The organism is Streptomyces sp. NPDC058231, assembly GCF_042882275.1.
Classification (GTDB): Bacteria; Actinomycetota; Actinomycetes; order Streptomycetales; family Streptomycetaceae; genus Streptomyces.
On record NZ_JBHVWN010000028.1, the window covers coordinates 17,755 to 43,722 of the forward strand.

15 protein-coding genes and 1 riboswitch are annotated in these 25,968 nt (G+C 70.0%); of the genes, 6 read left to right on the plus strand and 9 right to left on the minus strand.

Annotation, left to right across the window (positions count from 1 at the left end):
- Positions 1 to 61 precede the first annotated feature (61 nt).
- The 6 genes from ACFVXE_RS19985 to ACFVXE_RS20010 form a co-directional block, all read right to left on the minus strand.
- On the minus strand, positions 62 to 1,519 hold the full coding sequence (locus tag ACFVXE_RS19985; protein WP_389672670.1) for a GDSL-type esterase/lipase family protein: 1,458 nt from the start codon (positions 1,517 to 1,519) through the stop codon (positions 62 to 64).
- Positions 1,520 to 1,616: 97 nt separating this feature from the next.
- Positions 1,617 to 2,882: a glucarate dehydratase family protein gene (locus ACFVXE_RS19990; protein WP_389672672.1), complete on the minus strand. Its 1,266-nt coding sequence runs from the start codon at positions 2,880 to 2,882 to the stop codon at positions 1,617 to 1,619.
- The gene (locus ACFVXE_RS19995; protein WP_389672674.1) at positions 2,879 to 3,808 is read right to left on the minus strand and encodes a 5-dehydro-4-deoxyglucarate dehydratase; all 930 of its coding nucleotides are present in this window, start codon (positions 3,806 to 3,808) and stop codon (positions 2,879 to 2,881) included. Before ACFVXE_RS19995 ends, ACFVXE_RS19990 begins: the two co-directional genes overlap by 4 nt.
- Before the next feature lie 443 nt (positions 3,809 to 4,251).
- On the minus strand, positions 4,252 to 7,698 hold the full coding sequence (locus ACFVXE_RS20000; protein WP_389672675.1) for a S8 family serine peptidase: 3,447 nt from the start codon (positions 7,696 to 7,698) through the stop codon (positions 4,252 to 4,254).
- Positions 7,695 to 7,961 (minus strand): sulfurtransferase TusA family protein, encoded by a 267-nt coding sequence (locus ACFVXE_RS20005; RefSeq protein ID WP_389672677.1) that lies wholly within the window; start codon positions 7,959 to 7,961, stop codon positions 7,695 to 7,697. Before ACFVXE_RS20005 ends, ACFVXE_RS20000 begins: the two co-directional genes overlap by 4 nt.
- Positions 7,962 to 8,059: 98 nt before the next feature.
- Positions 8,060 to 11,629 (minus strand): ATP-binding protein, encoded by a 3,570-nt coding sequence (locus ACFVXE_RS20010; RefSeq protein WP_389672678.1) that lies wholly within the window; start codon positions 11,627 to 11,629, stop codon positions 8,060 to 8,062.
- Positions 11,630 to 11,880: 251 nt separating this feature from the next.
- Positions 11,881 to 11,965: riboswitch (ZMP/ZTP riboswitch) on the plus strand.
- Here ACFVXE_RS20010 and ACFVXE_RS20015 point away from each other — a divergent pair.
- Positions 11,938 to 13,158 carry a phosphoribosylaminoimidazolecarboxamide formyltransferase gene (locus ACFVXE_RS20015; protein WP_389672680.1) on the plus strand — a complete coding sequence of 407 codons (1,221 nt, stop codon included), beginning with the start codon at positions 11,938 to 11,940 and terminating at the stop codon, positions 13,156 to 13,158. Its footprint overlaps the riboswitch before it by 28 nt.
- Before the next feature lie 292 nt (positions 13,159 to 13,450).
- Here the strand turns inward: ACFVXE_RS20015 and ACFVXE_RS20020 are convergent, their stop codons facing one another.
- Entirely contained in the window at positions 13,451 to 13,852 is a 402-nt protein-coding gene (locus tag ACFVXE_RS20020) for a hypothetical protein (protein ID WP_389672735.1), read from the minus strand.
- 292 nt (positions 13,853 to 14,144) lie between these two features.
- Here ACFVXE_RS20020 and ACFVXE_RS20025 point away from each other — a divergent pair, with 292 nt between their 5' ends.
- Positions 14,145 to 16,388 (plus strand): FAD-dependent oxidoreductase, encoded by a 2,244-nt coding sequence (locus ACFVXE_RS20025; RefSeq protein WP_389672681.1) that lies wholly within the window; start codon positions 14,145 to 14,147, stop codon positions 16,386 to 16,388.
- 74 nt (positions 16,389 to 16,462) lie between these two features.
- On the opposite strand, the gene ACFVXE_RS20030 is transcribed toward ACFVXE_RS20025, so the two are convergent.
- Positions 16,463 to 19,027 (minus strand): glycoside hydrolase family 2 protein, encoded by a 2,565-nt coding sequence (locus ACFVXE_RS20030; protein ID WP_389672683.1) that lies wholly within the window; start codon positions 19,025 to 19,027, stop codon positions 16,463 to 16,465.
- A gap of 112 nt (positions 19,028 to 19,139) precedes the next feature.
- Positions 19,140 to 20,171 carry a LacI family DNA-binding transcriptional regulator gene (locus tag ACFVXE_RS20035; RefSeq protein ID WP_389672684.1) on the minus strand — a complete coding sequence of 344 codons (1,032 nt, stop codon included), beginning with the start codon at positions 20,169 to 20,171 and terminating at the stop codon, positions 19,140 to 19,142.
- A gap of 407 nt (positions 20,172 to 20,578) precedes the next feature.
- Between ACFVXE_RS20035 and ACFVXE_RS20040 the strand changes: the two genes are divergently transcribed.
- The 4 genes from ACFVXE_RS20040 to ACFVXE_RS20055 are packed head-to-tail and all read left to right on the plus strand — an operon-like array spanning position 20,579 to position 25,959.
- Positions 20,579 to 21,955: an ABC transporter substrate-binding protein gene (locus ACFVXE_RS20040; protein ID WP_389672686.1), complete on the plus strand. Its 1,377-nt coding sequence runs from the start codon at positions 20,579 to 20,581 to the stop codon at positions 21,953 to 21,955.
- Positions 21,952 to 22,929 (plus strand): carbohydrate ABC transporter permease, encoded by a 978-nt coding sequence (locus tag ACFVXE_RS20045; RefSeq protein WP_389672688.1) that lies wholly within the window; start codon positions 21,952 to 21,954, stop codon positions 22,927 to 22,929. Before ACFVXE_RS20040 ends, ACFVXE_RS20045 begins: the two co-directional genes overlap by 4 nt.
- The gene (locus tag ACFVXE_RS20050) at positions 22,926 to 23,813 is read left to right on the plus strand and encodes a carbohydrate ABC transporter permease (RefSeq protein WP_389672690.1); all 888 of its coding nucleotides are present in this window, start codon (positions 22,926 to 22,928) and stop codon (positions 23,811 to 23,813) included. Before ACFVXE_RS20045 ends, ACFVXE_RS20050 begins: the two co-directional genes overlap by 4 nt.
- 4 nt (positions 23,814 to 23,817) lie before the next feature.
- A complete protein-coding gene (locus tag ACFVXE_RS20055) occupies positions 23,818 to 25,959 on the plus strand; it encodes a hypothetical protein (RefSeq protein WP_389672692.1) in 2,142 nt (713 codons plus the stop codon).
- The last annotated feature ends 9 nt before the right edge of the window (positions 25,960 to 25,968 follow it).

The window sequence follows — 25,968 nt, forward strand, 5'->3', positions numbered from 1 at the left end:
CAGGGGACTGGCGGAACTCTTGGATCGCGGCTCTGGAGTTGCGGCTGGTCGCGGGCTGTGTTCAGGAGCGGCTGTCCGCGACCACCGTCAAGGGAACGGGCAGGGTCTCGGTCTGACCGTCGACGAGGATCCGGACCTCGCCGCCGGCACCGGTGGCACCGTCCGTCAGCGTGCCGCGCAGCAGCACCGTCACGTCCGTGCGGCCGTCGGGGCCGGCGGTGAACGGCATCGAGGTGCGCGGTGTGGTGAATCCGGCCGGGGGTGTCACGACGACCCTTCCGCGGGCGGGCCGCCGTGCCGCCCACAGCCGGTTGATGTGGACGGCCACCGGGACGGTGACCGGGTGTCCGGCGGCTGCCGTCACGGGCGGTGCGGTGACCTGTACCGGCGCGCTCCGTACGGTCAGTCCGGTGATGTCACGCACGATCGGCACGAGGTGCTCGGCCACGGTCAGGTGCCCGGCCACCGTGGGGTGGACGGTGTCGGTGTAGTCCGCGGTGCTGGTGCGGTCGAGCCAGCCGTCGGTGGACACGTAGGCGATCCGCGGGTCGCCCAGCGCGGTCACGTCGTCATGGATCGGCAGGGCGTGCCGGCCGATGAGCGGCTCCATGGCCAGGATCCAGGCGTGCGGCGCGGACGCACGTACCTGCCGCAGATACGCCAGGTACGCCGGGGCGAACTCCTCGTCGGTGACCTGGCTGTCGTTGGACCCCTGAAGCAGCACGACGACGTCCGGCTGCGGGCCGCCCTGCGCGGGCACGCCCTGGAAGTCGTAGCCGAACGACTCGGGTGCGGAGGGCACGTTGCCGACGCCCGGGCGCATCACGCCCTGCTTGCCGAAGCCGACCTGGGTCAACCCCGCGCCGAAGGCCCGCGCGGTCAGGGCCGCATAGGTGCGGGTTCCGTCGGCGCCGTCCGGGGTGAGAGGCATCCCGAGCGCGCGGATGCCCTCGGTGATCGAGTCGCCGTAGAAGGCCATGCTCAGCGGCTCGGGCCGGGGCGGCGGCAGCAGCCGGGCTCCGTCGGCGAGCCGGAATCCCCGCAGGACGACCGCCGACTGCAGCGGCGGCACCCATCGGTTGGTGACCTGGTCGGTGTCCTTGACGTCGATACGGACGGTGTGCGCCCCGGGCCGCAGACGCTGCGGTGTCAGGTCGATCTCCGCGCGGTCCGCCGTGACGAGACCGCGCGGCCCGTTGTCCACGGTCACCCAGATCTGCGGGGCGACGGTGACGGTCGAGACGTCGAGGAGTGCGGTGAGGTCGTCGCCGGTGAAACGCAGCGACACCGCCGAGCCGGAGTTCACGGTGGCGGCCTCGTCGCCGCCGGCTCCGTGGTGCCGGTCCCAGCGGCCGGTGAAGCGCAGCCCCGGGTCGGTCGCGACGATGTCGCCGTGCGGGCGTGCGTTCACCGGCACCTGGACGGCAGTCGCCCCGGGCGCCCCGACGGCTGTCAGGGCGCCCGCGGTGGCAGCCCCGGCGAGCAGGGCGCGTACGCGCACGGATCTGTGGAACGGCATGACGGATTTCCTCTCAACGCACCTTTGCTGAAGAGCGGTTGTCCTGCGGGCCTCGATGTTCGTGCGGTCGGTGGAGTGCCGCGCGCAGGCGCGGCGGTCACCAGCGGGGCGTCTTCTTCTCGTACGTCGGGTCGATGCTGCGCATGTAGCCGGTGTCGTCCCGGTCGCGCAGGCCGCACGTGAGGTACTGCTCGTGCAGCCGGGCCAGCGCGTCGCGGTCGAGTTCGACGCCGAGCCCGGGGCCGCGCGGCACCTTCACCGCACCGTTCTCGAACGTGAGCGGTCCGGGCTCGATGACCTCCTCGGTCTTCCACGGCCAGTGCGTGTCGCAGGCGTAGGTGAGATTCGCGGTGGCGGCGGCCAGGTGGGTCATGGCGGCGAGGCTGACGCCCAAGTGGGAGTTGGAGTGCATGGACAGGCCGAGGCCGAAGTTCTCGCAGATACCGGAGAGCAGCTTCGAGCGGTGCAGTCCGCCCCAGTAGTGGTGGTCGGAGAGCACCACCTGAACCGATCCCTGAGCGACGGACGGGGCGAGCTGGTCGAAGGCGACGACGCACATGTTCGTCGCCAACGGCATGCCCGCCTCCCTGGCGACCCGTGCCATCCCGTCGAGGCCGGGGGTCGGATCCTCCAAGTACTCCAGGACACCGTCGAGTTCGCGTGCCACCTTGAGAGAGGTCTCCACCGTCCACGCGGCATTGGGGTCGAGTCGCAGCGGAATGCCGGGGAACGCCTCGCGCAACGCGCGGACCGCCTCGATCTCCTCCTCGGGCGGGAAGACACCGCCCTTGAGCTTGATGGCCGAGAAACCGTACTCGTCGATCATGCGCCTGGCCTGGGCGACGATGCCCTCCGGGTCCAGTGCTTCGGGGTACGGATCGGGGTCGGCGCCGGGGTGACCGGCCCATTTGTAGAAGAGATAGGCACTGAACGGGACCTCGTCCCGGACCGCGCCGCCGAGCAGGTCGCTGACGGGCACCCCGGCCGCCTTGCCCTGGATGTCCAGACAGGCGACCTCGAAGGGAGAGAACACCCGGTCGACGGTGCTGCTGGAGGTGATCATGCCGGTGAGACCGTGGCCGTCGGACCCCGCGTCACCGGCGAGCACCTGGCCGACACGGCGGTGCATCGCGTTGAGGGCATGGACGTCCATCCCCACGAGCACGTCGCCTGCGGCGGCCAGCCGGCGCAGATGGCCTTCGTCCGCGTACGTCTCACCGAGACCGGTGAGCCCCTGGTCGGTGGTCACCTCGATGATGGCGCGCAACGCGAACGGCTCGTGCACTCCCACCGCGTTGAGGAGGGCCTGGTCGTGGAAGGCGACGGGGGTGATCGTCACCCCGGTGATCCGGATGCCGCTCATCGGGCCGCCACCTCCGCGCAGATCGCGAGGCCGGCCGCTGTGATCCGCCGCAACTCGTCCAGGTGTTCGGGAACGGGCTCGACCAGTGGCGGCCGGACCCCGCCGACATCGAGACCGCGCTGCCGGACTGCGGCCTTGACCAGGGAGACGGCGTAGCCGGGAACCAGGTCGCGCAGCGCGATCAGCGGGTGGAAGAACTCCGTGAGGAAGCGCTCGACCAGCAGGTTGTCCCCCTTGGCGACCGCCTGGTAGTAGGCGTTGGAGATCTCCGGGGCGAAGCAGAACACCGCCGAGGAGTACAGATCGACGCCGATGCCCCGGTAGGCGGGCACCGTCGCCTCCGCGGTGGGCATCCCGTTGAAGAACTGGAACGGCTTGCCGCCGTCGCGCAGCGCGGCCTTGATCCCGGTCACGGTGCGGGACAGCTCTTCGAGGTCGCCGCGGCCGTCCTTGAAGCCGACCACCTGGGGCAGCAGCGCCACCTCGACGGCAGAGGCCGGGTCGAATCGGGCCGTGCCCCGGTTGTAGACGATCAGCGGCAGGTCGCTCGCCTCCGCGACGGCCTTGGTGTAGGCGACCAGCCCGGCGGGCGGCGCGGTCACCAGGTACGGCGGCAGCAGGAGCAGTCCGTCGGCGCGGGCGTCGCTCGCGGCCCGCGCGAACTGCCGCGCGAGCGGCAGGGCACCGCCGGTTCCGGCATAGACGGGCACCCTCCCGTCGACGGTCTCCACAGCGGTACGCACCAGGTCCGCGTACTCGCCGGGTTCGAGAGCGTGGAACTCACCGGTGCCGCAGGCCACGAAGACACCACCCGGTCCCGACGCGAGCCCGGTGCGCACGTGCTCGGCGAACACGTCCAGATCGACCGAGCCCGACGCGGTGAACGGTGTCACCGGAAAGAACAGAACACCTTCGAACGCCGACAACTTCGCTCCTTCGAGTCAATCACGCGGCCGTCCACATATGTAGATGACATACACAGCCGCGAACACATTGCAGGACTGTAAACTCGCGCCGCAGACCGGTCAACCCTCCGGCGGAAGAAGAGCCGTCCAGTTCCTCGAACGTGCGGGCCGATGACCGCCTACTGACGCCGTGAGCGGCGGGAGCAAGGCCGGCACGGTGCCCGCTCGAAAGGCCCGGCGGGAGCACCCGTGGCTGAGCAAAAATCACGTAGGCGAACTCACACCTGAGTTGGGTGAGGAGCGCCCGCTCATCGACCGGCCGGCCGGCGGTGGGCCCGCTGCGGGCGGCGCCCGTACCCGCGAGGATCCGGCGTGTCGTCCTTGGCCACCGCCCCGGTTCATGACAGGAGGGGCCGGCTGCCAGGAATTCCCGGCAGCCGGCCCCCTTGCAGATCATCCGTGCGTCAGCGTGCCAGGGCGGCTCGCAGCAGCGTCTGGGACACGGAGTTCCCGGCACGGTCCTGGGTCGTGAACCGTACGCCGAGCCAGGTTCCGGTCTTCAGGCCGGAGCCGGGCACGGTGAATCGGTACTGGCCCCGGGTGTCGACCGCGTGGGCCTTGACCGACCTCCAGGTCTTGCCGCCGTCGAGGGTGTAGGCGGCCAGCGCCCCGGCGAAGCGCCGGTCCGCCGGGTCCAGGGCGGTGCTGGTGGCCTGCACGTCCAGGACGGTGCTGCGGCCGGCGGTCAGTCGACCGGACAGGTCCAGGCTGCGGGCGCTCCAGACCAGGTTGGCCAGCGGCAGGAGGGCCGGGGAGCCGTCTGCGTCGGCCTTCACCGGTTCGGTCTCCCAGACGGACGAGATGCGTCCACCGCTCGGGAAGACGTCCTGCGCGTCGTAGTCGCGCTCGATGCGGTACGAGGCTGCGGTCGAGCCGTCGACCGCGGTGTTGCCTCCGGCCGAGGTGAGCGCGACACCGTCGCGGTAGATGCGCATGCCGCCCGTGCCGACCTGCGGGGAGGTGAACTCGCCGTAGGTGCCGAGGTGACCGTCGGAGTCGGTCAGGTCCTGCATGTTCGTCCTGAGGTTGTCGCCGATCAGCGCCGCCTGGCCGGTGGCGCCCAGCGGGCCGCCCCACCAACGCTCCGAGGTGTGCTGACCGTTCTTGTACGTGATGCCGAGCTTGGAGAGGTTGGTGGAGAGCGTGCCGCTCTTCACCGTGTCCGAGTGGAAGCCGAGCTTGGCCCAGTAGACGCCGTTGGCGGTGTAGTACCGGGTCTGGTGGACGGGTGCCTGGACGTAGGAGGGGGTGGTGACGTTGAGGCCGACTATCTCCTCACCGATCGCCGTGATGCCGATCTGGCTGCGGTGAGCGTCCTCGTTCATGCCGTAGATGTCGGTGTCGACCTTGGCCAGGCGCTTGATGTCGTCCTTGCCGAGGGTGTGCACCGGGTTGGCCGGCACGCTGCTGCGGTGCCAGACCAGGTCGTAGAGGCGGGTGGCGTCGCCGGTGGTGTTGCTGCTGTCCTTGTTGGCGAGCGTCCAGTGCTCGTCCAACCAGACGGTGCCGTCCTCGACCTTGCCCTTCGTGGGGCTGATGCGCATCGCGCCACGCTCGAGAGGACCGTAGGCGCCGCCGCCGATCAAGGCGTTGGAGATCAGCGTATGCGTGGTCTCGTTGACCCGGCTGAGCTGGTAGAGGCCCATCTCCTCGCGGGTGCCGCCCTGCTGCAGGTCGGCGTAGATCGGGACGGCCGACTTCGCCTCAAGGGCGATGCTGGTGACCTCCGCCGGGACATCAACGGTGACGATGCTGTTGATCGGCTTGCCGGCGGCGTCGCGCTCCTGAATGGTGCTGGTGACCGCGAGGCGGCCGGGGAGCACGGGGACGCGGACGGTGCCCGAGGCGCCGAGCTGACCGGAAGTGTAGGTGCCGTTGTCCAGGTTGAGGACGGCGGTGAAGGCACCTGCGGCGGGTGCGCCCGTGGTGGTGTGGGCAGTGATGGTCAGCCAGCGGGTGCGGGAGGCGGCCACGGGAAGGCGCAGCGCGGTGCCGCTGTCGGGAGTGACGGTCAGCGCGCCGGTGAGGCTCGTCGCCGTCGTACCGACGACCGGGACCTTGCTGCCGTCCACGGTGACGGTGGCGTCGACAGAACCACCCGCCGGGATGGTCGCCTCGGCCGGGGTGACGCTCAGCGCCGCGGCCGGGATCTCGGAACCGTCGATCGTGGAACCGAGCTTGACCGTGGTCGGGGAGTCCCCGGTGTTGGTCAGGGTGACGGTCTTGGAGACCGGGTCGGTGGACTCTCCGAGCGGGAAGTCGAACTTGCCGGTGTCGGTGACCACCTTGGCCGCGAGGGCGGCCGGGGCGTTCGCCTCACCCGCGCCGACTGCGTACATACCGCCGGAGGCTGCCGTCGCGGTGCCCATGAGGACGGCCTTGAGCCGCTTCCAGGACCAGTCCGGGTGCTCCTGCTTGAGCAGTGCGGCTACGCCACTGACGTGCGGTGTCGCCATGGAAGTGCCGCTCATGGTGACGTACTTGGGGTCGGGGGTGGTCGCCTTCATGCCCGAGGACTTGGGTGCCGTGATCGCCACGCCGGGCGCGGAGATCTCCGGCTTCATGGCGTTGTCGCCGGTGCGCGGGCCGCGGCTGGAGAAGGAGGCGACGGTGCTCGTCGAGTCGACCGCGGCGACGGCGAGCGCGTCGTCGGCACTGGCCGGCGAGGAGACGCTGCTCGCAGCGGGGCCGGTGTTGCCGGCCGCGACGACGAAGAGGGAGCCGTACTCCTCGCTGAGCTGGTTCAACGCGGCGCTGACCGGGTCGGTGCCGTCGGTGGGACCGGAGCCGAGCGACATGCTGACGATGTCGGCGCCGTTCTGGGCGGCCCACTGCATGCCCTGGACGGCCCAGGACAGGTCGCCCTGGCCGGTGTCGTCGAGGACCTTGCCGATCATGAGGCGGGCACCCGGGGCGACGCCCTGGCGCACGCCGGGGGCTGCGGCGCCGGTGCCGGCGATGGTGCCCGCCACGTGGGTGCCGTGGCCGACGATGTCCATCATGGACGGCGCCGGGGTGAAGTTCGCCTCGGCGTCGACCTTTCCGGCCAGGTCGGGGTGGTCGGCGTCGATGCCGGTGTCCAGGACCGCGACCTTCACGCCCTGCCCGGTGACACCGGCGTTCCACGCGGTCGGCGCACCGACCTGGGTGAGGTTGACGTCCCAGTCGGCGGCCTTCACCTTGCCGTTGAGCCAGATGTGGCTGATGCCGCCAAGGCGGCCGGCCTTGCCGGCCAGCTGCGTCTTGGGGACGACGGATCTGCGGTCCTTGGCGGCCTTCACGTCGGCCTTCGGGACGGCGGTCGTCGCTGCGTCGGTGAGCTGCTTGCCGAAGTCTCCGGTGGCGGACTTCTTCAGCTTCGCCGCGTACGCGCCGAGCACGTCGACGGAGTGTCCCTCGGTCAGGCCGCTGACGCCGGAGACGGTTTCGCCGTCGGCGCGCTGCACGATCAGGGGCACGCTCGTGGTGTGCGCGTCGTCGAGCCCTTCCTTGACCAGGCGGGTGATGTTGAAGAGGTTGCGGTCGAGCACCCCTGAGGCACCGGCGAGTTCCGCGACGTCGGAGGGGATCAGATAGGTGTCGGGGCCGACTGTGTTCACCGAGAAGGTGACGCCGGTGCGGTCGACGCCGGGGACGGGCGCGACGGAGTACGAAGGCTTGCCGTCGGCGCCGGTCGTGATGGTGACCCGGTCACCGGTGATCAGTGTGACGGTGGATGTCTTCGTGGCGCCGTCTGCCGTGGGGGCCGGTGTGCCGGGGGCCGCTGTCGCGGTTCCTCCGGCCAGCCCGGCTGAGCAGACGAGCACGGCCGCCGTGGCAGCGGACAGCGCGGTACGGACGAGGGGTCTCACAGAACCTCCGGGAGCGACGGACTTCCAATGCGTATGCGGAAGCTGGTCGAGCCGTTCCTGTCGGCGGTGGCCTCAAGAACAACTCCCCTGCGCATGCACCAGGCGGGTACCGCGCTGCGAACACCCGGATTCGCGGTCACGACTTCGAGTGCGCCGTGATCGGCCATCTCCCGGGTACGGCGGTCCAGCAGCGGCTCGACCCGGAACCAGGGCTCCCCACCCGCCTCGACCACTACGGCCGCCGCGGGGTGTCGTGCTGACATGAGGGGCTCCTCGCCGGTGTTCGCCTGCTTCCGTCGAGGACAGTAGAGGCCGCGCGTTACCGAAAAGTTCACACGCGAATTCCCTGGTGACAGCGCTCCTACGCGGTGGATGCCGCCGCGCGCAGCAGCCGTTCCTCCGCCGTACGGTGGCCCATCGCGCGGGCCAGGCGCAGGGCTCCGCGCAGCTGCCGTCGCGCCTCGTGCGGTTCACCGCAGTGGTGAAGGGCGAGGGCCAGGACCCGGCGTGCCTCCACCTGGGCCGGCCGGTCCCGGCCTGCCCGTGTCCGCACCAGTGCCCGGCGGGCGAGCTCGGCGGCTTCGGCCGGACTGCCGGATGCGAGCAGGGCCTCCGCCTCAAGGGTGAGGGCGCCGCTCCCCACGGCCGTCGTGCCCTGGGGTCCGGGAACGGGTGTGCCCGTACCGGTGTCCTCCCCGGCCTCGCGAAGCCTGGTGAGCGCGCGCTGCGGCTCCCCCTCGGCAAGGTCGAGTTGAGCCAGGAGTACACGGGCTGCATGCTCCGCCTGGTGGTCGCCCAGCTGCCGCGCCTCGGCCGCCCCTTCGTTCAGCCAACGGCTCGCCCGGTCCAGTTCGCCCGTACGCAGTTCCACCTCGCCCCGGCTGATCAGGCAGTACGCCAGGCACCAGCTGGAGCCGTACGGCCGTGCCTCGGCAACGGCGGTGCGGGCCTCCTCGCGTGCCTCGCCGAACCGGCCCAGCCAGAGGTACACCCGGGCAAGGCTGGCCCGTGAGAAGGCGACCGCGGCGGGGTCGCCGGTGCGTACGGCAAGGGCGAGGCCCTTCTGGGCGTACTCCTCGGCCTGATCGAACCGGCCGCTCTGCTCGGCCAGTTCGCGCAGCGTGGACAGCAGCAGCGCCTGCAGGGAGAGGTCGCCGAGCGCCTGTTCCGCGATGGGCAGTGCCTCTTCCGCGGCGGCCCGTGCCTCGCTCTGGCGGCCGATCAGCAACAGGCAGGCGGAGCGGACGTGCAGCGCCCGGCCGAGCAGACCCGCTGTCCGGCCCGCGGCTGCCGAGCGGGCAGCGGAGACCGCCCGTGCGGCGTTGGTCAGGGCGTCGTCGTACCGTCCGACGAGGAACCAGAGCTGGGCGAGCGAAAGGTGGTACGCGGCGACGGCGTCGGGGCCGCTACCGGCGACCGGCGGTGCGGCCGGGCCGTCCAGGAGCTCGATGCCCTCATGCGGCCGCCCCGCCCTGCCCAGGGTCTCGGCGAGGAGTGCGGCGGCGCGTACGGCGGTGTCCTGGTCACCGAGTCGGCGTACGGTCGCCAGCGCGGTGCGCAGTACCTGTTCGGCTTGTGCGTGGCGGGCCTGGCGGATCAGTACGCCGGCCCACTCGAGCCGGGTACGGGCGGCGTCGGCACCGTCGTCGGGGGCGGTGTCCAATCGGGCGACGAGGTCCGCGTAGTAGCGGGCGGCGCTGTCGTCGGCGTAGAGGTGTGCGGCCCGTTCGGCGGCGCGGCGCAGCCAGACGGCGGCTTCGGGTGCGTCGGCCCGGTCCAGGTGGTGGGCGAGTGCTTCGACGGCCTCGGGGCGATGGCGGCGCACCGCCTGTGCGTGGGCGAGGTGGAGCTGTCGGCGGACTGCGGAAGTGAGTCGTTCGTAGACGGCGAGTCCCACCACCGGATGGCGGAAGGTCAGTCCTTCGACTCTCCGGCCCAGATGCACGATCCGGCATTCGTCGATCACTCCGGCGGCCACCAGTGCGTCCAGTGCCGCGGAGAAGACAGGGCCGTCGATCGGCGGGTGCACCCCGGACAGCGCCACTTCTGCGGCTTCGTCGAGCGCGGCTTCTCCACCGGCCGCGGCCAGCACCTCCAGCGTCCTGCGGACATGTGGCGCGAAGCGGGCGATGCGCAGGGCCACCACTTCGCGGACCGACTCGGGCACCCGGTCGTGGTGGTGGGGGTGTCCGTACGTACCGCTGTCCGCGCTCTCGCGTGCCACCCGGACCAGTTCGGCGGCGAACAGCGGGTTGCCGCGTGAGAGCCGGTAGACGGTCTCCAGCATCAGGGGCGACGGCGTCGTCCCGCTGTCGGAGCCGTCCTGCGGCGATGGTGGTCCGGCAGGAGCTGTGCGTGCGACGTCGGCGGCGAGCAGGTCGCAGTCGGCGCGGGCCAGCCGCATGAGCTCGACGCGGTGGACCAGCCCCTGGCGGGTCGCCGCGGCGAGCACGGTCCGGCGCTCGTCGCCCTCGTCCAGGTCCTCCTCGCGCAGGGTGGCCAGGAAGCGGATGGGTCGCTCGCCGACCGTGCGTACGAGGTGGTGCAGGAGCCTGAGCGTGCCCAAGTCGGCGGCGTGCAGATCGTCCAGCACCACGAGCACCGGGTGGTGCTCGGCCAGGGAGGCGAGGAGCGCGCCCACCGCGCGATAGATGCGTGCGCGTTCTTCCTCGGCGGTGCGGCCCGGCAGGGGTTCGGTGTCGAACGCGGGCAGCAGGGCGCCGAGTTCCGGGTGAGCGGTGGCAGCTGCTGCCTGTTCGGCGGGCGGCCGGTCGGCGAACCAGCCGGACAGGGCGTCGGCCATCGCCCCGTACGGCAGGGGGCCCTCGGCCTCGTGGGCGGCACCCCACAGCACGGCGATGCCGTCGGCCGCGCCGACCCTCGCGGCCTCGGCGGCGAGCCGGGTCTTGCCTACTCCGCTCTCGCCGCTCACCACGGTGAGCGGGGTTCCCCGTACACCGGCGGAGTCCGGGTGTCCGTTCCGGGCGGGCAGCCCGGCGAGTACGGCGGCAAGCGTGCTGTCGCGCCCGCGCAGCGGGATGGTTTCGGCCCGGCGCAGCGCCGCCGGCGGGGCCGGAAGGGCGGGAGGTGCCGGCGGTCCGGGCCGGGTGAGGGACCGGCCCTGCGACGCGACGTGGTGCACGGTCCTGCGGTACAACTCCTGGGTCTGCGGTTCCGGGTCCGTGCCCAGTTGCTGCTGCAGCAATTCCCGCAGCCGCCCGTAGTGCTCGACCGCCCTGCTGTGGTCACCGGTTGCCACATGGGCGTCCATCAGGCGCCGGTGGAGAGATTCGTCGAGCTCGTCGGCGGCCACCTCGCGCTCCAGGATCCAGACCACTTGCTGCGCGTGGTTCGCGGCGCCCGGAAGGTCGGCGAGCGAGAGGGCGAGGCGGCGGCGGAGTGAGGAGAGCTCACGCCGCCGGGTGTCCGCCCAGGCCGCGTACCGGTCCTCGGGAAGCAGTTCCTGGCTGAGCGTGGCCCACGCGGCGGCGAGGGCGTCCTGGCTGCCGGAGTCGAGCGCCGCGACCGCGGCACGTTCGGCGGCCACCACGTCCACTTCGACCGCTCCGGGCACCAGGCTGAGGAGGTCGCCGTCGGTGGTGAGGTAGGAGGAGGAGGCGCGCGGCGCGAGTTCGGGTTCCAGGATGTGACGGGCTGTGTGCAGACTCACTCTGAGGCTGCGGCGCGCGGTGTCCGGGTCGACTTCCGGCCAGCACACCTCGATGACCTGGTCCCGGTGCAGCCGGTGACCGGGGGCGAGGGCCAGCATCTTGACGACGGTGCGGGCGCTGAGACGCCGCCACCGTTCCACGACCGGTTCGGCTTCACCCCGCACGGCGCGGAAACCGCCGAGCAGATGCAGAGTCAGCAACGGGACCCCGGCGCCGCGGGGCGCCGGGCGTCCGCTCCGCCCCTGGGAATCCTGTGCCATGGTCACGGCACTGTACTGGGCTTCCGCCGTAGAACGGCAAGCTGCCGGGGACGGACCGGCAGCTCCCGACCGCGGTCGGAGACCGCGCCGCGGCCATTCCCAGGTGGCCTGGCCTCGGGGAACACCGGTACAGCGGTCGTCTGTGAGAACGATCATGGTTCGGTCGGGGTGAGGGCGCTGACCCGGTTCCGGATGCCCGCTGACACAACGGCATCACCGCGATCCTTCCGAGCGCCTCCGCGGGTAAGATCTGGCCGGGCCGCAACTGGCGAAGGTGGAGAACCACCGGGGAGCGGCCGTTTTCCCGCGTGAGCGTCGACCGCCTGGGCGCCTGCGTCAGTGACGTTCGGCTGACACAGGAGGCTCCCGACGTGGATCTGCGTTACGGAATCAACCCGCAGCAGCAGGCGGCCCATGCCGCACCGGTGCGCCCCGGCCGGCTGCCGGTCCGGGTACTGCAAGGAAGCCCGTCCTACATCAACATGCTGGACGCGCTGAACAGCTGGCAACTGGTCCTGGAGGCCAGTCGGGCCCTGAACCGGCCGGCCGCTACGTCCTTCAAGCACGTCTCACCGGCCGGCGCGGCCGTGACCGGGCCCGTCGATGACGTCACGGCTGAGCTCTACGGCATCGACCGCGCCGGCGTCGGTGCGCTCACCAGCGCCTACCTGCGAGCCCGCGATGCCGATCCGAAATCCTCCTACGGCGACTTCGCCGCCGTCTCACACCCGGTCGACACGGAGCTCGCCGAACTCCTGACCGGCGTGGTCTGCGACGGCATCATCGCCCCCGGCTACGCACCCGGCACCGTCGCGACGCTCAGCAAGAAGAAGAACGGCCGCTTCCTGGTCATGGAAGCAGACGAGGCCTTCGTCCCCCCGCAGCACGAGCGACGGGATGTGTTCGGCCTGCGGCTCACCCAACAGCGTGACGAAGTGGCTCTGATCACCACGCTGCTGGACGACGTCGTGTGCGGTGCACTGCCTGCGACGGCCGCGGAGGATCTCCTGCTGGGTCTCGCCGTCCTGCGCCACACCCAGTCCAACTCCGTGTGCTACCTGCTCGGAGGGACAACACTGGGGATCGGCGCAGGCCAGCAGTCCCGAGTCGACTGCACCCGGCTGGCCGGTGCGAAAGCCGACACCTGGTGGCTGCGACGCCACCCGGCGGTCCGCGCACTCGCCTTCCGGCCGGCAATCCGGCGTCAGGACAGGATCAATTGGCAGATCCGCTTCATCGAGGGCGACCTCACCCCGGACGAGAACGTGCGGCTGGCGAACGCGCTCTCCATGCCCGCACCCGAGCTGACAGACGACCAGCGCAGGCAGTGGCTGACCGGCTTGAGAGAGGTCGCGTTCGTCTCGGACGGCGCCTTGCCCTTCCGCGACAACGTCGACCATGCCCACCGGCACGGCGTCGGCTACATCGCCGAGCCCGGTGGGTCGATCCGGTCCGCCGAGGTCGAGGACGCCTGCCGCGAGCATCAGATCGCCCTCGCGCGGACCGGGCTCCGGCTCTTCCACCACTGAGGCCACCGAGGTCCCCGTACCGGCAGGCGGGGACCTCGAAGTGCCGGTGCCGGCCACGCTCTGCGACATCCTCGACCGCGATCCGGCCGACCTGATCGCCACATCGGCCCAGAACCTCCCGGCCCGCCGCGCGTCCGCCTCCTCCGCGGCCCGGCCGCCATCCCGCCCCGGCCCCCGTCATCGCGAAGGCGCTCGGGTACCACGACAGGAGAGCCGCACAACTGGTCACCGAAGCAGGCGGAACCTGGAGCCGATACGCCCCCGGCGATCACCAGCGGTGAATCGCGGGTACTCACGCCGGGTCCGCTGAGCCTCGCTTGTCCTCAACGTGTACGACGTGCAGTTCAGTGCCGTCCCGGTGGCGCTTGGAACGTCCGAGCAGCCCGACAGCAATCTCCGACTGATCCTGAGTCTCGTCAGGGCCGACATAGGTAAGGACGTCGTTGTGGTGCCCGGTGACGACCCATCCCTCGGCATCCTTGAGGTCGATCACTCCGAAGTCTCCTGCTGAAGACCCGGCATGCGCCGGGCCGAACTTCTTCAGGAGCTCGACGGCCTGTTCAGCCGGCTCTCCCCCCGGAGCGGTCAGCACGACACAAGTGCCGTGCTCGAACAGCACCCACGACTTGCGAGGGTCGGCGAGCAGCCGCTGCCAGACGTCTATCAGTGTCTCCGTGTCCACGGCGGTCATCATGCCGCAGCGCACCGACACAGGGTGACGATCGACCGGCGCCATGGCGAGTACGCGACACCTCGACATGCGGGCTCACCGGTCCCGAGGCCGGGGCCGCCCGCCGCGAAGGCACCGCTCCAGCCCCGCCCGTCCGCCTCCTTGACCTCAACTCCACGCGCCCTCTACATTCTTGACATGTCCTCAAGTGTGTTTCTCATTCATGGATGTGAACCACTTCTCCGTCCGCTCCCCCCTCCACGCGGACTCGTCCTCATTCGCGCCTCCCGTGGGGCCCTGGCCTCGGTAGTGCCTCATGCGTGAGGAGAGCGTCCACAGCGATGTCACCGTCGTCGGCGGCGGCCTGGCCGGGGTGTGTGCCGCGATCGCCGCTGCGCGGCTGGGCCGTACCGTCGCGCTGGTGCACAACCGCCCCGTGCTGGGCGGCAATTCGAGCAGCGAGGTGCGGGTGTGGGTGTGCGGGGCCACCGCCCACGGGGTGCACCGGTGGGCCCGCGAGACCGGCATCATGGGCGAGCTGTACCTGGAGAACCAGTACCGGAACCCGGACGGCAATCCCTATTACTGGGATCAGGTCGTGCTCGACGCGGTGCTCGCCGAACCGAATCTCCGGCTCCACCTCAACACGGATGTCCGTGACATCACCGCGGAGCACGGGAAGCGGATCGAGTCGGTCACCGGCTGGACCATGGGCTCCGAGCGACTCACCACCTTCTTCTCGCCGGTCTTCGTCGACTGCACCGGCGACGGGCTGATCGGTCATCTCGCGGGAGCCGACCACCGCATCGGCCGCGAATCCCGCGACGAGTACGGCGAGGAGTGGGCGCCGCCCGAGCCCGACCGGCAACTGCTCGGCAGCACCATCCTGTTCTACACCAAGGACGCCGGCCATCCGGTGAAGTACGTGCCCCCGTCCTTCGCCAGGAACATACTGGACACGCCCATCCCCGAGCACCGGCTGATCCGTACCGGAGACAACGGATGCGACTACTGGTGGGTGGAGTGGGGCGGCTCGCTGGACACGGTGGACGACAACGAGCGCATCCGCGACGAGCTGTGGTCCGTCATCCACGGCATCTGGGACCACATCAAGAACAGCGGCGGATTCGACGCCGCCAACCTCACACTGGAATGGGTCGGATCCATCCCCGGCAAGCGTGAGTACCGTCGCTTCATCGGCGACCACGTCCTGAACCAGACCGAGGTGATGGCCCAGGAACCCTTCGCCGACCGGATCGCGTTCGGCGGGTGGTCGGTGGACCTGCATCCGGTCGAGGGCATGTACGCCGAGGAACCGGGCGCCCGGCAACGCTACTCCGACGGCGTCTACCACATCCCCTTCCGCAGCATCTACTCACGGAACGTCGGCAACCTCCTCTTCGCCGGGCGCAACATTTCCGCCACCCACATCGCGTTCGGCTCCACCCGTGTCATGGCCACCTGCGCCACCCTCGGCGAGGCCGCGGGCACCGGCGCCGCCCTGTGCGCCGCACTCGGCCTGACACCGCGCACGCTGAACGACGCGCGACCGGCACTCCTGCAGCAGACCCTGCTCCGGCAGGACGCCTCGCTGATGGGCGTGCGGAACACCGACCCGGACGATCTGGCCCGCGCGGCACGCGTCTCCGCCTCCAGCACCCTCACCCGGCTCGCCGTCGAGCCGGGGCCCACCACATCCTCCACACCGCTGCCGCTCGACCGCGACCTCGCGCTCGTGCTGCCGGTGGATCCGCGACTGGACGACGTGGAACTCCTGGTGGACGCGCGAGCCGGCACCGAACTGACCATCGAGCTCTGGGACACCCTGCGCGGCGAGAACGCCGTACCCGCCCGCCGGCTGGTCTCCCGTACGGTCCCGGTCCAGGAAGGCAAGGAGCAGTGGGTGTCCGCCCATCTGCCCTGGCGGCCGGACGAGCCGGCCAACGCCGTCGTGATCGTACGGGCCGATCCGTACGCGTCCGTGCACCTGGCCGACCAGCGGCGCACCGGTGTGCTCAGTCTGGCCCGCAAGCGCGCGGGCGAGCCGGGAGTCGACCACGACATCCCGGAGGAGCACGGCCAGCCGGTGGCCGAATGGGTCGCCCGCGGCCTGCGTCGACGCAGCTTCTGCTTCCGCGCCGGTCCGACCCGGGCGTACGCCCCCGACAAGACCGTCGGCGGTTACCAGCGGCCCTTCGGCGGCCCTCAGATGTGGCACGCCGGCGAGCCCGGTGAGGCGTGGTTGCGGCTCGACTGGGACGCCCCGGTGGAGATCGGCACGGTGCATCTCGTACTCGACGACGACGTGGACGAGTACCTGAACAACCTGCACCGGCACCGCACGGAGTTCGAGATCATGCCGGAGCTGGTCCGCGACTACCGCATCGAGGTACTCGCGGACGGCGGCGGCTGGACTCGGGTCGCCCGGGAGACCGGAAACCGCCGCCGCCACCGGACGCACCGCTTCGCCCCGTTCCGGACCACCGCGCTGCGCGTGGTGGCGGAGGCGACGAACGGCGCGCCGGAAGCACGCATCGTGGCGCTGCGCGCGTATGCCTGACGGCTCCGGCCGGCCGTGGCCACACCCGGAGCACGGTCGGGGCGAGGCCGCGGCCCGGTGCGGGGCGAACCTGCCTAGGCGGTCCTTGTCTCCAGCCACTGCGACCAGGCAGTGGCCTCACCGTCGGCACGCAGGGCCCGGACACGGGCCCGCACCCGGCGGTCGGTGCCCAGATCCTCGATGCGGCTGAAGCCGCGGACGGTGGTGGTCCAGGAGCGGATCACCTCGCCGCTGCGGGCGTCGGCGACCTCGATGGCGCAGGCCAGGTCCGCTCCCCCGCCGCGCCAGTGGAGCACGATGCCGGACGGGACGGGCTTCAGCGCCTGTACGTCCGGCGGCAGCGGTCCGGCGTCCGCACGTGGGACGAGCCCGGTCCGCCACCCGGAAGCGGTCTCTCCCGCCGCGCACACGGCGACGACGCGCACCCGGTGCGGGGTTCCGTTCAGCAGTCCCGCGATGTCCGCGTGGCCGTCCTTGTGGACGGTGCGGGAAAGGGCCGCCGTGCCCGTGCCCGTGTCGTCCTGAGCCGCTTCGACACGGTACGAGTCGGCTCCCGGCACATGGCCGAAGACCACCCGCAGAGCGCCGTCGGCCACCACGGTCTGGGCGACCTGGGGGGCGGCGGGTGCGGCCAGGGCCCGGGCGGCGACGGCTACTTCGTATCCCTGTGGATCGACCAGCCCCACGTACTCGGTGACGGCCTCCTTGCCCGGCCACCCGTCCGTCCGCCATCCGACGTCGCGGCTGAAGGGCGCCCCGCCCGGCGTGATGTCCGGGAGTGGGACGTACCGCTCGGCCACGGCGCCGCCCGCGGCGTCCACCGCCCGCCAGTGCAAGCGGTGACCGCGCAGTATCCGGCCGGGCAGTTCGCCCGCTCCGCGCGGGACGACCGTGATCCGGGTGCCGCCGTCCACCGGCGTCGGCAGCAGCCCCCGGACCGGGGCGAACGCGGCGCGCATCCGGTCGTAACTGCGTTTCAGGCCACCCCACTCGGTCTGGACGCCCCACCCGCGCAACTGGTTGACGGAAGTACCCCGGAAGCGGCTGCGGTAGTCGTCGAAGGTCCACCGGGAGGCACCGATCACCCACGGCAGGCGGGACAGCTCCGCCGGGACACCGTCGTCGTACCGCGAGGCGTATTCGACACTCTCGCGCTCGGGGGTGAAGGTGTAGCCGTCGCTGCTGAATTCGCTGACGAAGACCGGCTTGTCCGGGTAGTGCGCGCGCAGCTTCCGCAACCGTTCGGTGTAGTCCCGGTACATGTTGACCGCGATGAAGTCGGTGTACTGAAGCGCCTCGTCCTGCGGGCCCGTGATGTCGTCGAAGGTGTTGCTGGCGTACGTCAGGGGGCGCGAGTCGTCGAGTTCGGCGCGGGTCCGGTCGATCAGCGCACGGACGAAGTTCCGGCCGGTCTCCTCGGTCCCCCTGATCTCGTTCGCCACGGACCACGCGAAGATCGAGGGGTGGTTGGCGTCCCGGTGCACCATCTCACGCAGCTCGGGCATCCAGCGCTCCGGGTCGAGACATGCCTCCTGTCCCCAGACCGAGATCTCGGCGATGTTGAGCATCCCGACCTCGTCCAGGTGGTCGAGGAGGTCGGGCGACTGCGGTACGTGGTGGATACGGGTCATGTCCGCCCCGGCCCGCTTCATGTGGTCGATCTCGGCGCGGATGACGGACGGTGGCTCGGTGGCGCCGTGCACCCGGTCTCCGGGGACGCGGTTGAAGCCCACGGTGCGCAGTCGTTCGCCGTTGAGCAGCAGCCCGTCCGGGACTATCTCGATCCTGCGGATGCCGAACCGGTCGGAGACGGCATACGAAAGCCGGCCGCCCTCGCTGAGAGTGACGGTGGACCGGTAGAGCGCCGGACGGTCGGGGGACCACAGTTCGTACGAGCCCGAGGGCAGGACGGTCGTCAGCCGGACGGTCGTGACCGAACGGGCCGGCACGGTCACGTCCTGACCGGCGTCCGACTCGGGGCGCAGTGTGCCGCAGCGCAGGACGCGGCCCGATGTGCCCGTGAGCATGCCGCCGAGACGTACGGTTCGGTCGTCGTCGAGGGCGTTGGACACGGTGACCTCCGTGACCACATCGGCGGTGCCCTCCTCCGCCGCGGGGTGGGCGGTGACCCGCTGCCTCTCGACGCGTACGGCCGGATCGACGACGAGGGAGACCGGGCGGGAGATACCTCCCCAGAGCCAGGTGGCACCGATGACCTCGTCGTTGTTGGCCCGGACGGTAAGGGTGTTGGGGCTGCCGTCGGTCGTCAGCAGCTCGGTGACGTCGTATTCGAAGGGCGTGTATCCGCCGGTATGGGTGCCGAGCAGGGTGGTGCCCAGCCAGACGGTCGCGTTGTAACAGACGGCCTCGAAGTGGAGCCGGGCCACCGCCTCGTCGCCGAGGCGGGGCGTGTCGAAGGTCCGCCGGTACCAGCCGTCGCCCTGGTGGCAGGCGTATCTGTCGTGCACGTCCCAACTGCCCGGTACGGGTAGCCGGTCCCACACGGCCGCCTCGGGGTCGGTCGTGAATTCCCAGATGCCACCGAGATCGGTGGTGTGCCGTCCGGCCGGGGTCTGGTGGCCGGGACCGCCGGGATCGGAGGCGGGCACGTACGAGTGGGCGGGCCCGGCGGCGCTCATCGGGCCCCCCTCCGGACGGTGCGGGCCGGGTCCGTGGTCCTTGATCGCATGAGGCAGTGCTCCTCTGCCGAGCCGGAGGGGGTGGGCCGGGACGGGCCCCGGGCAGGTGCGGTCACGCGCCGGTGGATCGCCGCAGCCGGAGCTCGCCGCCGATGGTGATCTGGGGAGCCACGTCCTCGTTGCGCAACTGCGCCAGCAGCGTGTGGGCGGCGATCTGTCCCATCCGGCGATAGTCGCAGCGGACCGTGGTCAGGGCCGGGGTGACGTAGCTGGCGAGGCTGATGTCGTCGAACCCGGCCACGGCCATCTCCTCGGGGACCTTCACGCCGTACTCGGCCAGCACGGACAGCCCTGCGATCGCCATGAGGTCGTTGGCGTAGAAGATCGCCGTGGGACGTGGTGACAGCTCCAGCAGTGCGCGGGTGGCCTGCGCGCCGCCCTCGGTGGTGAAGTCGGCCGCCACCACGGGGCCCGGTTCGAGCCCCGCTTCGGCCAGGGTGTCCTCCCACAGCTGACGGCGGCTCCGGGCATGGCGCAGACTCGGAGGCCCCGAGACATGGGCGATGTTGCGGTGTCCCTGGGCTACGAGGTGCCGAGTCAGCTCGCGGACCTGCTCCGCGCCGCCGGTGCTGACCCAGGGGAACGGGCAGGTGCGGCCCGGCGATCCGGCGACCACGGCCCGGGTGCCCAGCCGGGTGAGCCACTCGAAGCGCGGGTCGCGGTGGCGCAGGTCGGTCAGCAGGAACCCGTCGACCCGTCGCTCCCCGGCCATCTGCTCGTAGCACTCGCGCTCGGTGTGGGCGTCGTCGACGAACCTCAGCACTGCCGCGTACCCCACCGTGGTGAGCGCGCTCTCCGCTCCTGCCAGGAACGCGGGGAAGAACGGGTCGAGTTCGAGGAGTTCCGCGGGCCGGCGCAGCACCATCCCCACGGCGTGCGCGGGACCGCCGCCGACGGCGCGGGCCGCGGTGTTCGGCGTCCAGTTGAGCTCGGCGGCAGCTGCCCTGATCCTCGCCATCGTGCCGACGCTGATGCCCTTGCCCCCGTTGAAAGTCCGGGACACGGCGCCCTTGGACACTCCTGCGCGGGTGGCGACGTCGGAGATCGTCGGCCGTCGGCGCGGGGTCTGTTGTTCTTCGGTCACGTCTCTCAGGCTAACGCCCCCCGAACGCATACGACCCCAGCAGGTATACCGGTTTCCGAACTTGACGTGAACCCACGGCCCGTCACATGCCTTGCACACCATCCTGAACAATGACAGACAGGGAGATAACACCCCATCAGATCCCCTGTGGATTGGTGGTGATGGAAGTCTTGACCCTCACCGAGACGCTTACTACTGTCCCAGCTCAACCGATTTACTTCGAGGGTGAGTTGGAGCCGCACTACCGATAACGCCCGCTCGGCCGCCAGGCAGACGGGCGAGGATTCGTGTCCGACGTGCTCGCGGCCGCGACCGCCCCGTCACTCCTTCACCACACCCGCTGCGCATCCGCGCCGCGGGCATCCCTTTGCCGAAATGACGCGCGCCGAGGACAAGGAGTCCACAAGATGCGAACACCATGGTCCAGACTTGCCGCCTGCTGTACCGCGGGGCTGCTCACACTCACCGCGGCGGCCTGCTCGTCCTCGGACTCCAGCAGCGATGCCGCCGACGGCAAAGTGACCATCACGGTGACGGACATGCCCCCGACCACCCAGATGACCTTGCGCAAGCAGTTCACCGACCAGGTGGCCGCCTTCGAGAAGGCGAATCCGGACATCGTTGTCAAGCCGAGTGAGGCGGTGTGGGACGCGAAGACCTTCGCCGCCCGGCTGGCCGGTGGCCAGCTCGAAACGGCGTTCATCGTCCCGCTCACCGAACCCCAGGGGCTCATCAGCCGTCACCAGATCGCGGACATCACCGACCAGGTGAAGGCTCTGCCGGACGCCGACCAGTTCGACAAGCGCGCGCTGGCGCCGGGCACGGATGCCAAGGGGCACAACTACGGCCTGCCCACCAGTGAGTTCGCCCTCTCCCTGGTCTACAACCGGGAACTGTTCAAGAAGGCCGGGCTCGATCCGGACAACCCGCCGAAGACCTGGGACGAGGTCCGGCAGGCTGCGAAGGCGATCTCGGAGAAGACCGGCCTGCCGGGCTACGCGCAGCCGACGACGAACAACACGGGCGGCTGGACGCTGACCGCCATGACGTACACGTACGGCGGCCGGATCGAGAAGGAAGAGGGCGGCAAGCAGGTCGCGGCCTTCAACGACACACCGGTGCAGCAGGCCCTGGAATGGCTCAAGGAGCTGCGCTGGCAGGACAATTCCATGGGCACCCAGCAGCTGCGGGACGCGGGCGAGATCCAGAAGTCGTTCTCGGCCGGCCGTATCGGCATGATGATGGCGACGCCCAGCACCTACGTCGACCACATCACCAAGTACAACGGCGACCCCAAGATCTACGGTGTCGCCGCACTGCCCTCGGCGAGCCGGTCGGCCACCATGCTCGGCGGCAAGATGGCCGTGATCAATCCGAAGGCCGACGCAGCCCAGCGCGAAGCCGCGGTGAAGTGGATCGACTACTACTACCTCAGGGCTAAGCACGACCCGGCGGAGGCCGGCACGCGGGCGAAGGCGGAGGCCGCCGACGGCATCCCGGTGGGCACGCCGACCGTTCCCCTCTACCAGCCCACCGTGAGCGGCCCCGTCGACAAGGCCCGGAACGAGCACGCCACCGTCCCGCTCGAGAACTTCGCGCCCTTCAACAGCGGTGTGAAGCAGCAGGAGTTCGTCGTCGAGCCGTCGGTGGCCGCCCAGGACGTGTACGCCGCCCTGGACAGCGCCGTGACGGCCGTGCTCACCCGTAAGAGCGCCGACCCCGGGTCCGAGCTGGACAAAGCGGAGAAGAAGGCCGTCCCCGCACTGGAGCGGGCCCAGCGATGACCATCGTCCAGCCCGCCGGTGGTACCACCGCGCCACCGCGGAAGGAGCAGCCGGACACCACCCGGCCGAGCGGCCTCGGTTCGCGTCTCGCCCTGCTCCGCCCGCCGGGTCGTCGCGGCTTCGGGCTCGCCTCGCTGCTCTTCCTGCTGCCGCTGCTGCTGCTCTTCGGCTGCTTCGCCTGGTGGCCGATCGGCCGGAGTGTCATCCTCGGCTTCCAGGAGACCGACCTGGTCAACCCACCCACCTGGGTCGGGCTGGACAACTTCCAATTCCTGTTCACCGACCCCCTCCTGTGGACCACGCTGCGGAACACCGCCTGGTTCGTCGCCCTGGCCCTGGTGATCGGGTTTCCGGTCCCCATCATGCTGGCGATGCTGGTCACCGAGCTCAGACGACTGGGCGGGGTCTTCCGGGTGCTGATCTACCTCCCCGTGGTGGTCCCGCCGGTGGTCGCACTGATGCTCTGGCGCTGGTTCTACGACCCGGACTTCGGGCTCTTCAATCAGGTCCTCGGCTACATCGGCCTCGGCCCGTACCCCTGGCTGCAGTCGGCGGCCTCCGCGATGCCGAGCCTGGTGCTGGCGGCCACCTGGGCGAACGCCGGCAGCACCACACTGATCTACATGGCGGCGCTGTCCAGCGTGCCGGCCGACCTGTACGAGGCCGCCGAGCTGGACGGTGCATCGATCAGGCGGCGCATCTGGCATGTGACGCTGCCACAGCTGCGCGGCGTCATCCTGATCATGCTGCTGCTCCAGATCATCGGCACCTTCCAGGTCTTCACCGAGCCCTTCATCCTCACCGACGGCGGACCGGAGGACTCGACCGTGAGCATCCTGCTGCTGATCTACCGGTACGCGTTCCTCAACGGCGACTACGGCACCGCCGCCGCACTCAGCGTGCTGCTTGCCCTGGCACTGGCCCTGCTGTCTGCCGTCTATCTGCGCCTGACCCGCAAGTGGAGCACCTCATGAGCGACGACGACCAGTTCCGCGGCGTGATCTCACCGGCCGACCGGCGCCGCCCCTCCGTACGCTGGACCCTGAGGATCTCGCAGCCCGTCATCCTGGCCGTGGTCGCGATCGCCGGCCTCGGACCGATCCTGTGGACGGTCAAGGGGGCCCTGTCCCCCACCCAGGAGATCCTCAGGGATCCACTGCGGCTGTGGCCCTCCGTCTTCCAGTGGGGCAATCTCGCCAGCGCCTGGGAGAGGCTGAGGCTCGGCCGGTACCTGCTCAACACAGCGGTCCTGGTGGGCGGGTCCTGGTTCTTCCAGCTGCTGGTGGCGACCTGTGGCGCGTATGCCCTGTCGGTACTGCGCCCCCGGTACGGCCGCGTCGTCTACTACGCCGTGCTCGCCACCCTCTTCATACCCGGCACCACCTCGCTGGTCGCGCTCTACCTGGTGGTGCTCCACATGCCCTTCACCGGCGTGTCGATCGCCAACACGCCCTGGGCGGTGTGGCTGCCGGCCGGGGCACACGCCTTCAACGTGCTGATCATGAAGCAGTTCTTCGACAGCCTGCCCCGCGAACTCCACGAGGCGGCCCAGGTCGACGGAGCCGGACCCTGGCGGCTGTTCTGGCAGATCATCATGCCGATGTCCGGCCCGATCGTCGCCGTGGTGTCCCTGCTGGCGGTCATGAGCGCATGGAAGGAATTCCTCTGGCCCATGATCGTCATCTCCGACCCCGACGCGCAACCACTGTCGGTCGCGCTGCCACGGCTCGCCGAGACGACGCAACAGAACCAGGTCATCGCCGGGATGCTCATCACGATCATCCCTCCGCTGCTGCTCTACCTGGTGTTCCAGCGCCACATCGTCCGCGGAATCAATTTCACCGGTCTGAAGGGATGACCCCATGACCGTACGCATGGCCCTGCGGCGGCACCGGCTGCTGCGCATGGTGCTGGCGCTGCTGCTGACGCTCCTCTCCGTACAGCTGCTCGGCGCTCAGCGCGCCCGGGCCGAAACGGTCACCGACGGGAACTACTACGCCAGCAGCCCATCCACGTCGATGCACCCGGAAGCGGGCAGCGATCGTGTGGTGGCGTTCCAGGACAGCAAGCTCTTCAACGGCAGCACCACCGACTGCGTCGGATGGGAGGGTGCCTCGGGCGCACCCAAGAGCGTGACCCTCGTCTTCGACCTGCTGTACGACCGCCCGCTCAGCAGCATCTCGATCACGAGTACGGCGGACAACGCATTCTGGGGCTTCGACGAGATCGAGGTCACCTACCGGACCGAAGCGGGCACCGCCTACCGCGTCGCGCACAGCGAAGCCTGGGACCGCAGCCAGCTGGACTACCAGCGCACCGTCGCGATGAACAACACGCAGGCCCGGTTCGTACGCATCAAGTTGACGCGCGTCAACCAGTTCCTGCACCTCCCGCTCTCCGAAGTCACCTTCACGGCCGGCAGCGGCACCGTCGACCCGACTCCTGCCCCGTACGACCAGTCACAGCTGGCTGCGGAGGTGTCCGTCCCCACCCGGCTGGCAGACATCTACGGCCAGTACCTGTACGGGACCTGGCCCGGAAAGCTGACCTCCGACCAGCAACTGCAGCAGGACGCCACGGACGAAACCGCGGCGCTGGCCGGCGTCACGCTGGACCCGGCCAAGTACGACCAGTACGGAGGCGTCAAGGCGCTCGGCACTACCGAAGACCACCCCAGCTACTTCAGCCTGAAGAAAGATGCCGAAACGGGCAAGTGGTGGTTCATCACCCCCGACGGCAACAAGTTCATTCTCAAGGGAATCGACGCCACCTCTGCCACCGACTGGGGCTACGCCACGGTCGTGAAGGACTCCGGTGGCCTGCAGCTCGGGAAATTCTCGGCCCTGCCCGACGAGGCAACCTACGCCGCTGCTTACAGCAGTGACCGCAAGGAGATGAGCTTCGTCAAGGCGAACCTGATGCGCAAGTACCCGGTCACGGACTGGGAGACGCCGTGGCGCGACATCACCAAGAAGCGCCTGACCAAGTGGGGCTTCAACGCGCAGTCCAAGTGGTCCCGCGACGGGGGCCTCCAGATGCCCTGGATAGGCCAAATCACGGCACCGGACTCGAAGACGGTGAAATACATCACCACATACGCCATAGACCCGTTCGACCCGGCATTCGCCACGGCGCTCGACAAGCAGCTCGGTTCCCCAACCGGAATCGTCCGGACAAACGTCAACAGTCCTTGGCTGATCGGCTACTTCTTCGACAACGAACGGGGCTGGGACGACGACGTGATGACCAAGGTGCTGGCGGACGCCGGCGGCCAGTCTCCGGCCAAGGCAGCTTTCGTCGCCTACATGATCAACACCTACGGCCTGACGGAGACCGACAACAAGCTGGGGATGACTCCGGGCACCACACAGGAGACCCTGGAGATCACGGACCTCTCCGCGAAGGTGCCCACTGGCAGCACCCTGCGCACCGAATTCATCGGCGAGGCGTCCAAGACCTACTACTCGACCGTCCGGACGGCGCTCAGCAAGTACGACGGAAATCACCTGTTCCTCGGCTCCGCCCTGGTGCCGGGCTGGCGTTCCACCCTGGCGTGGGAGGTATGCGGGCGCGAGTTCGTGGACGCCATCTCCGTCGACGTCTACAGCAACAGCGCGACCTACCTGGACAAGTACGAGCCGTACGACAAGCCCGTACTCAACCTGGAGCACTCGTTCAACGTCCACGACCGGGGCCTTCGCAGCATCAACGGCTCCGTCAGCGCCGACGACATCGCCGACCGCGGCACCATGCACCAGCAGTTCAGCTGGGGAGAGGCCGAGAGCCCGGTCTTCGTCGGGTCCGGCTGGTTCAGCTACTACGACCAGGCCATCACCGGTCGCGCGTCCGACGGTGAGAACTTCAACTTCGGCCTGGTCAACCAGCAGGACCAGCCCTACACCGCCATGACCAACGTCATGACGCAGACCCACCAGGAGTTGGAACAGCGACACCAGGATGCGCCCCTCCCCATCGCCGGTACCCAGTCCGTGTGCCCGGACTGAGCAAAGGAG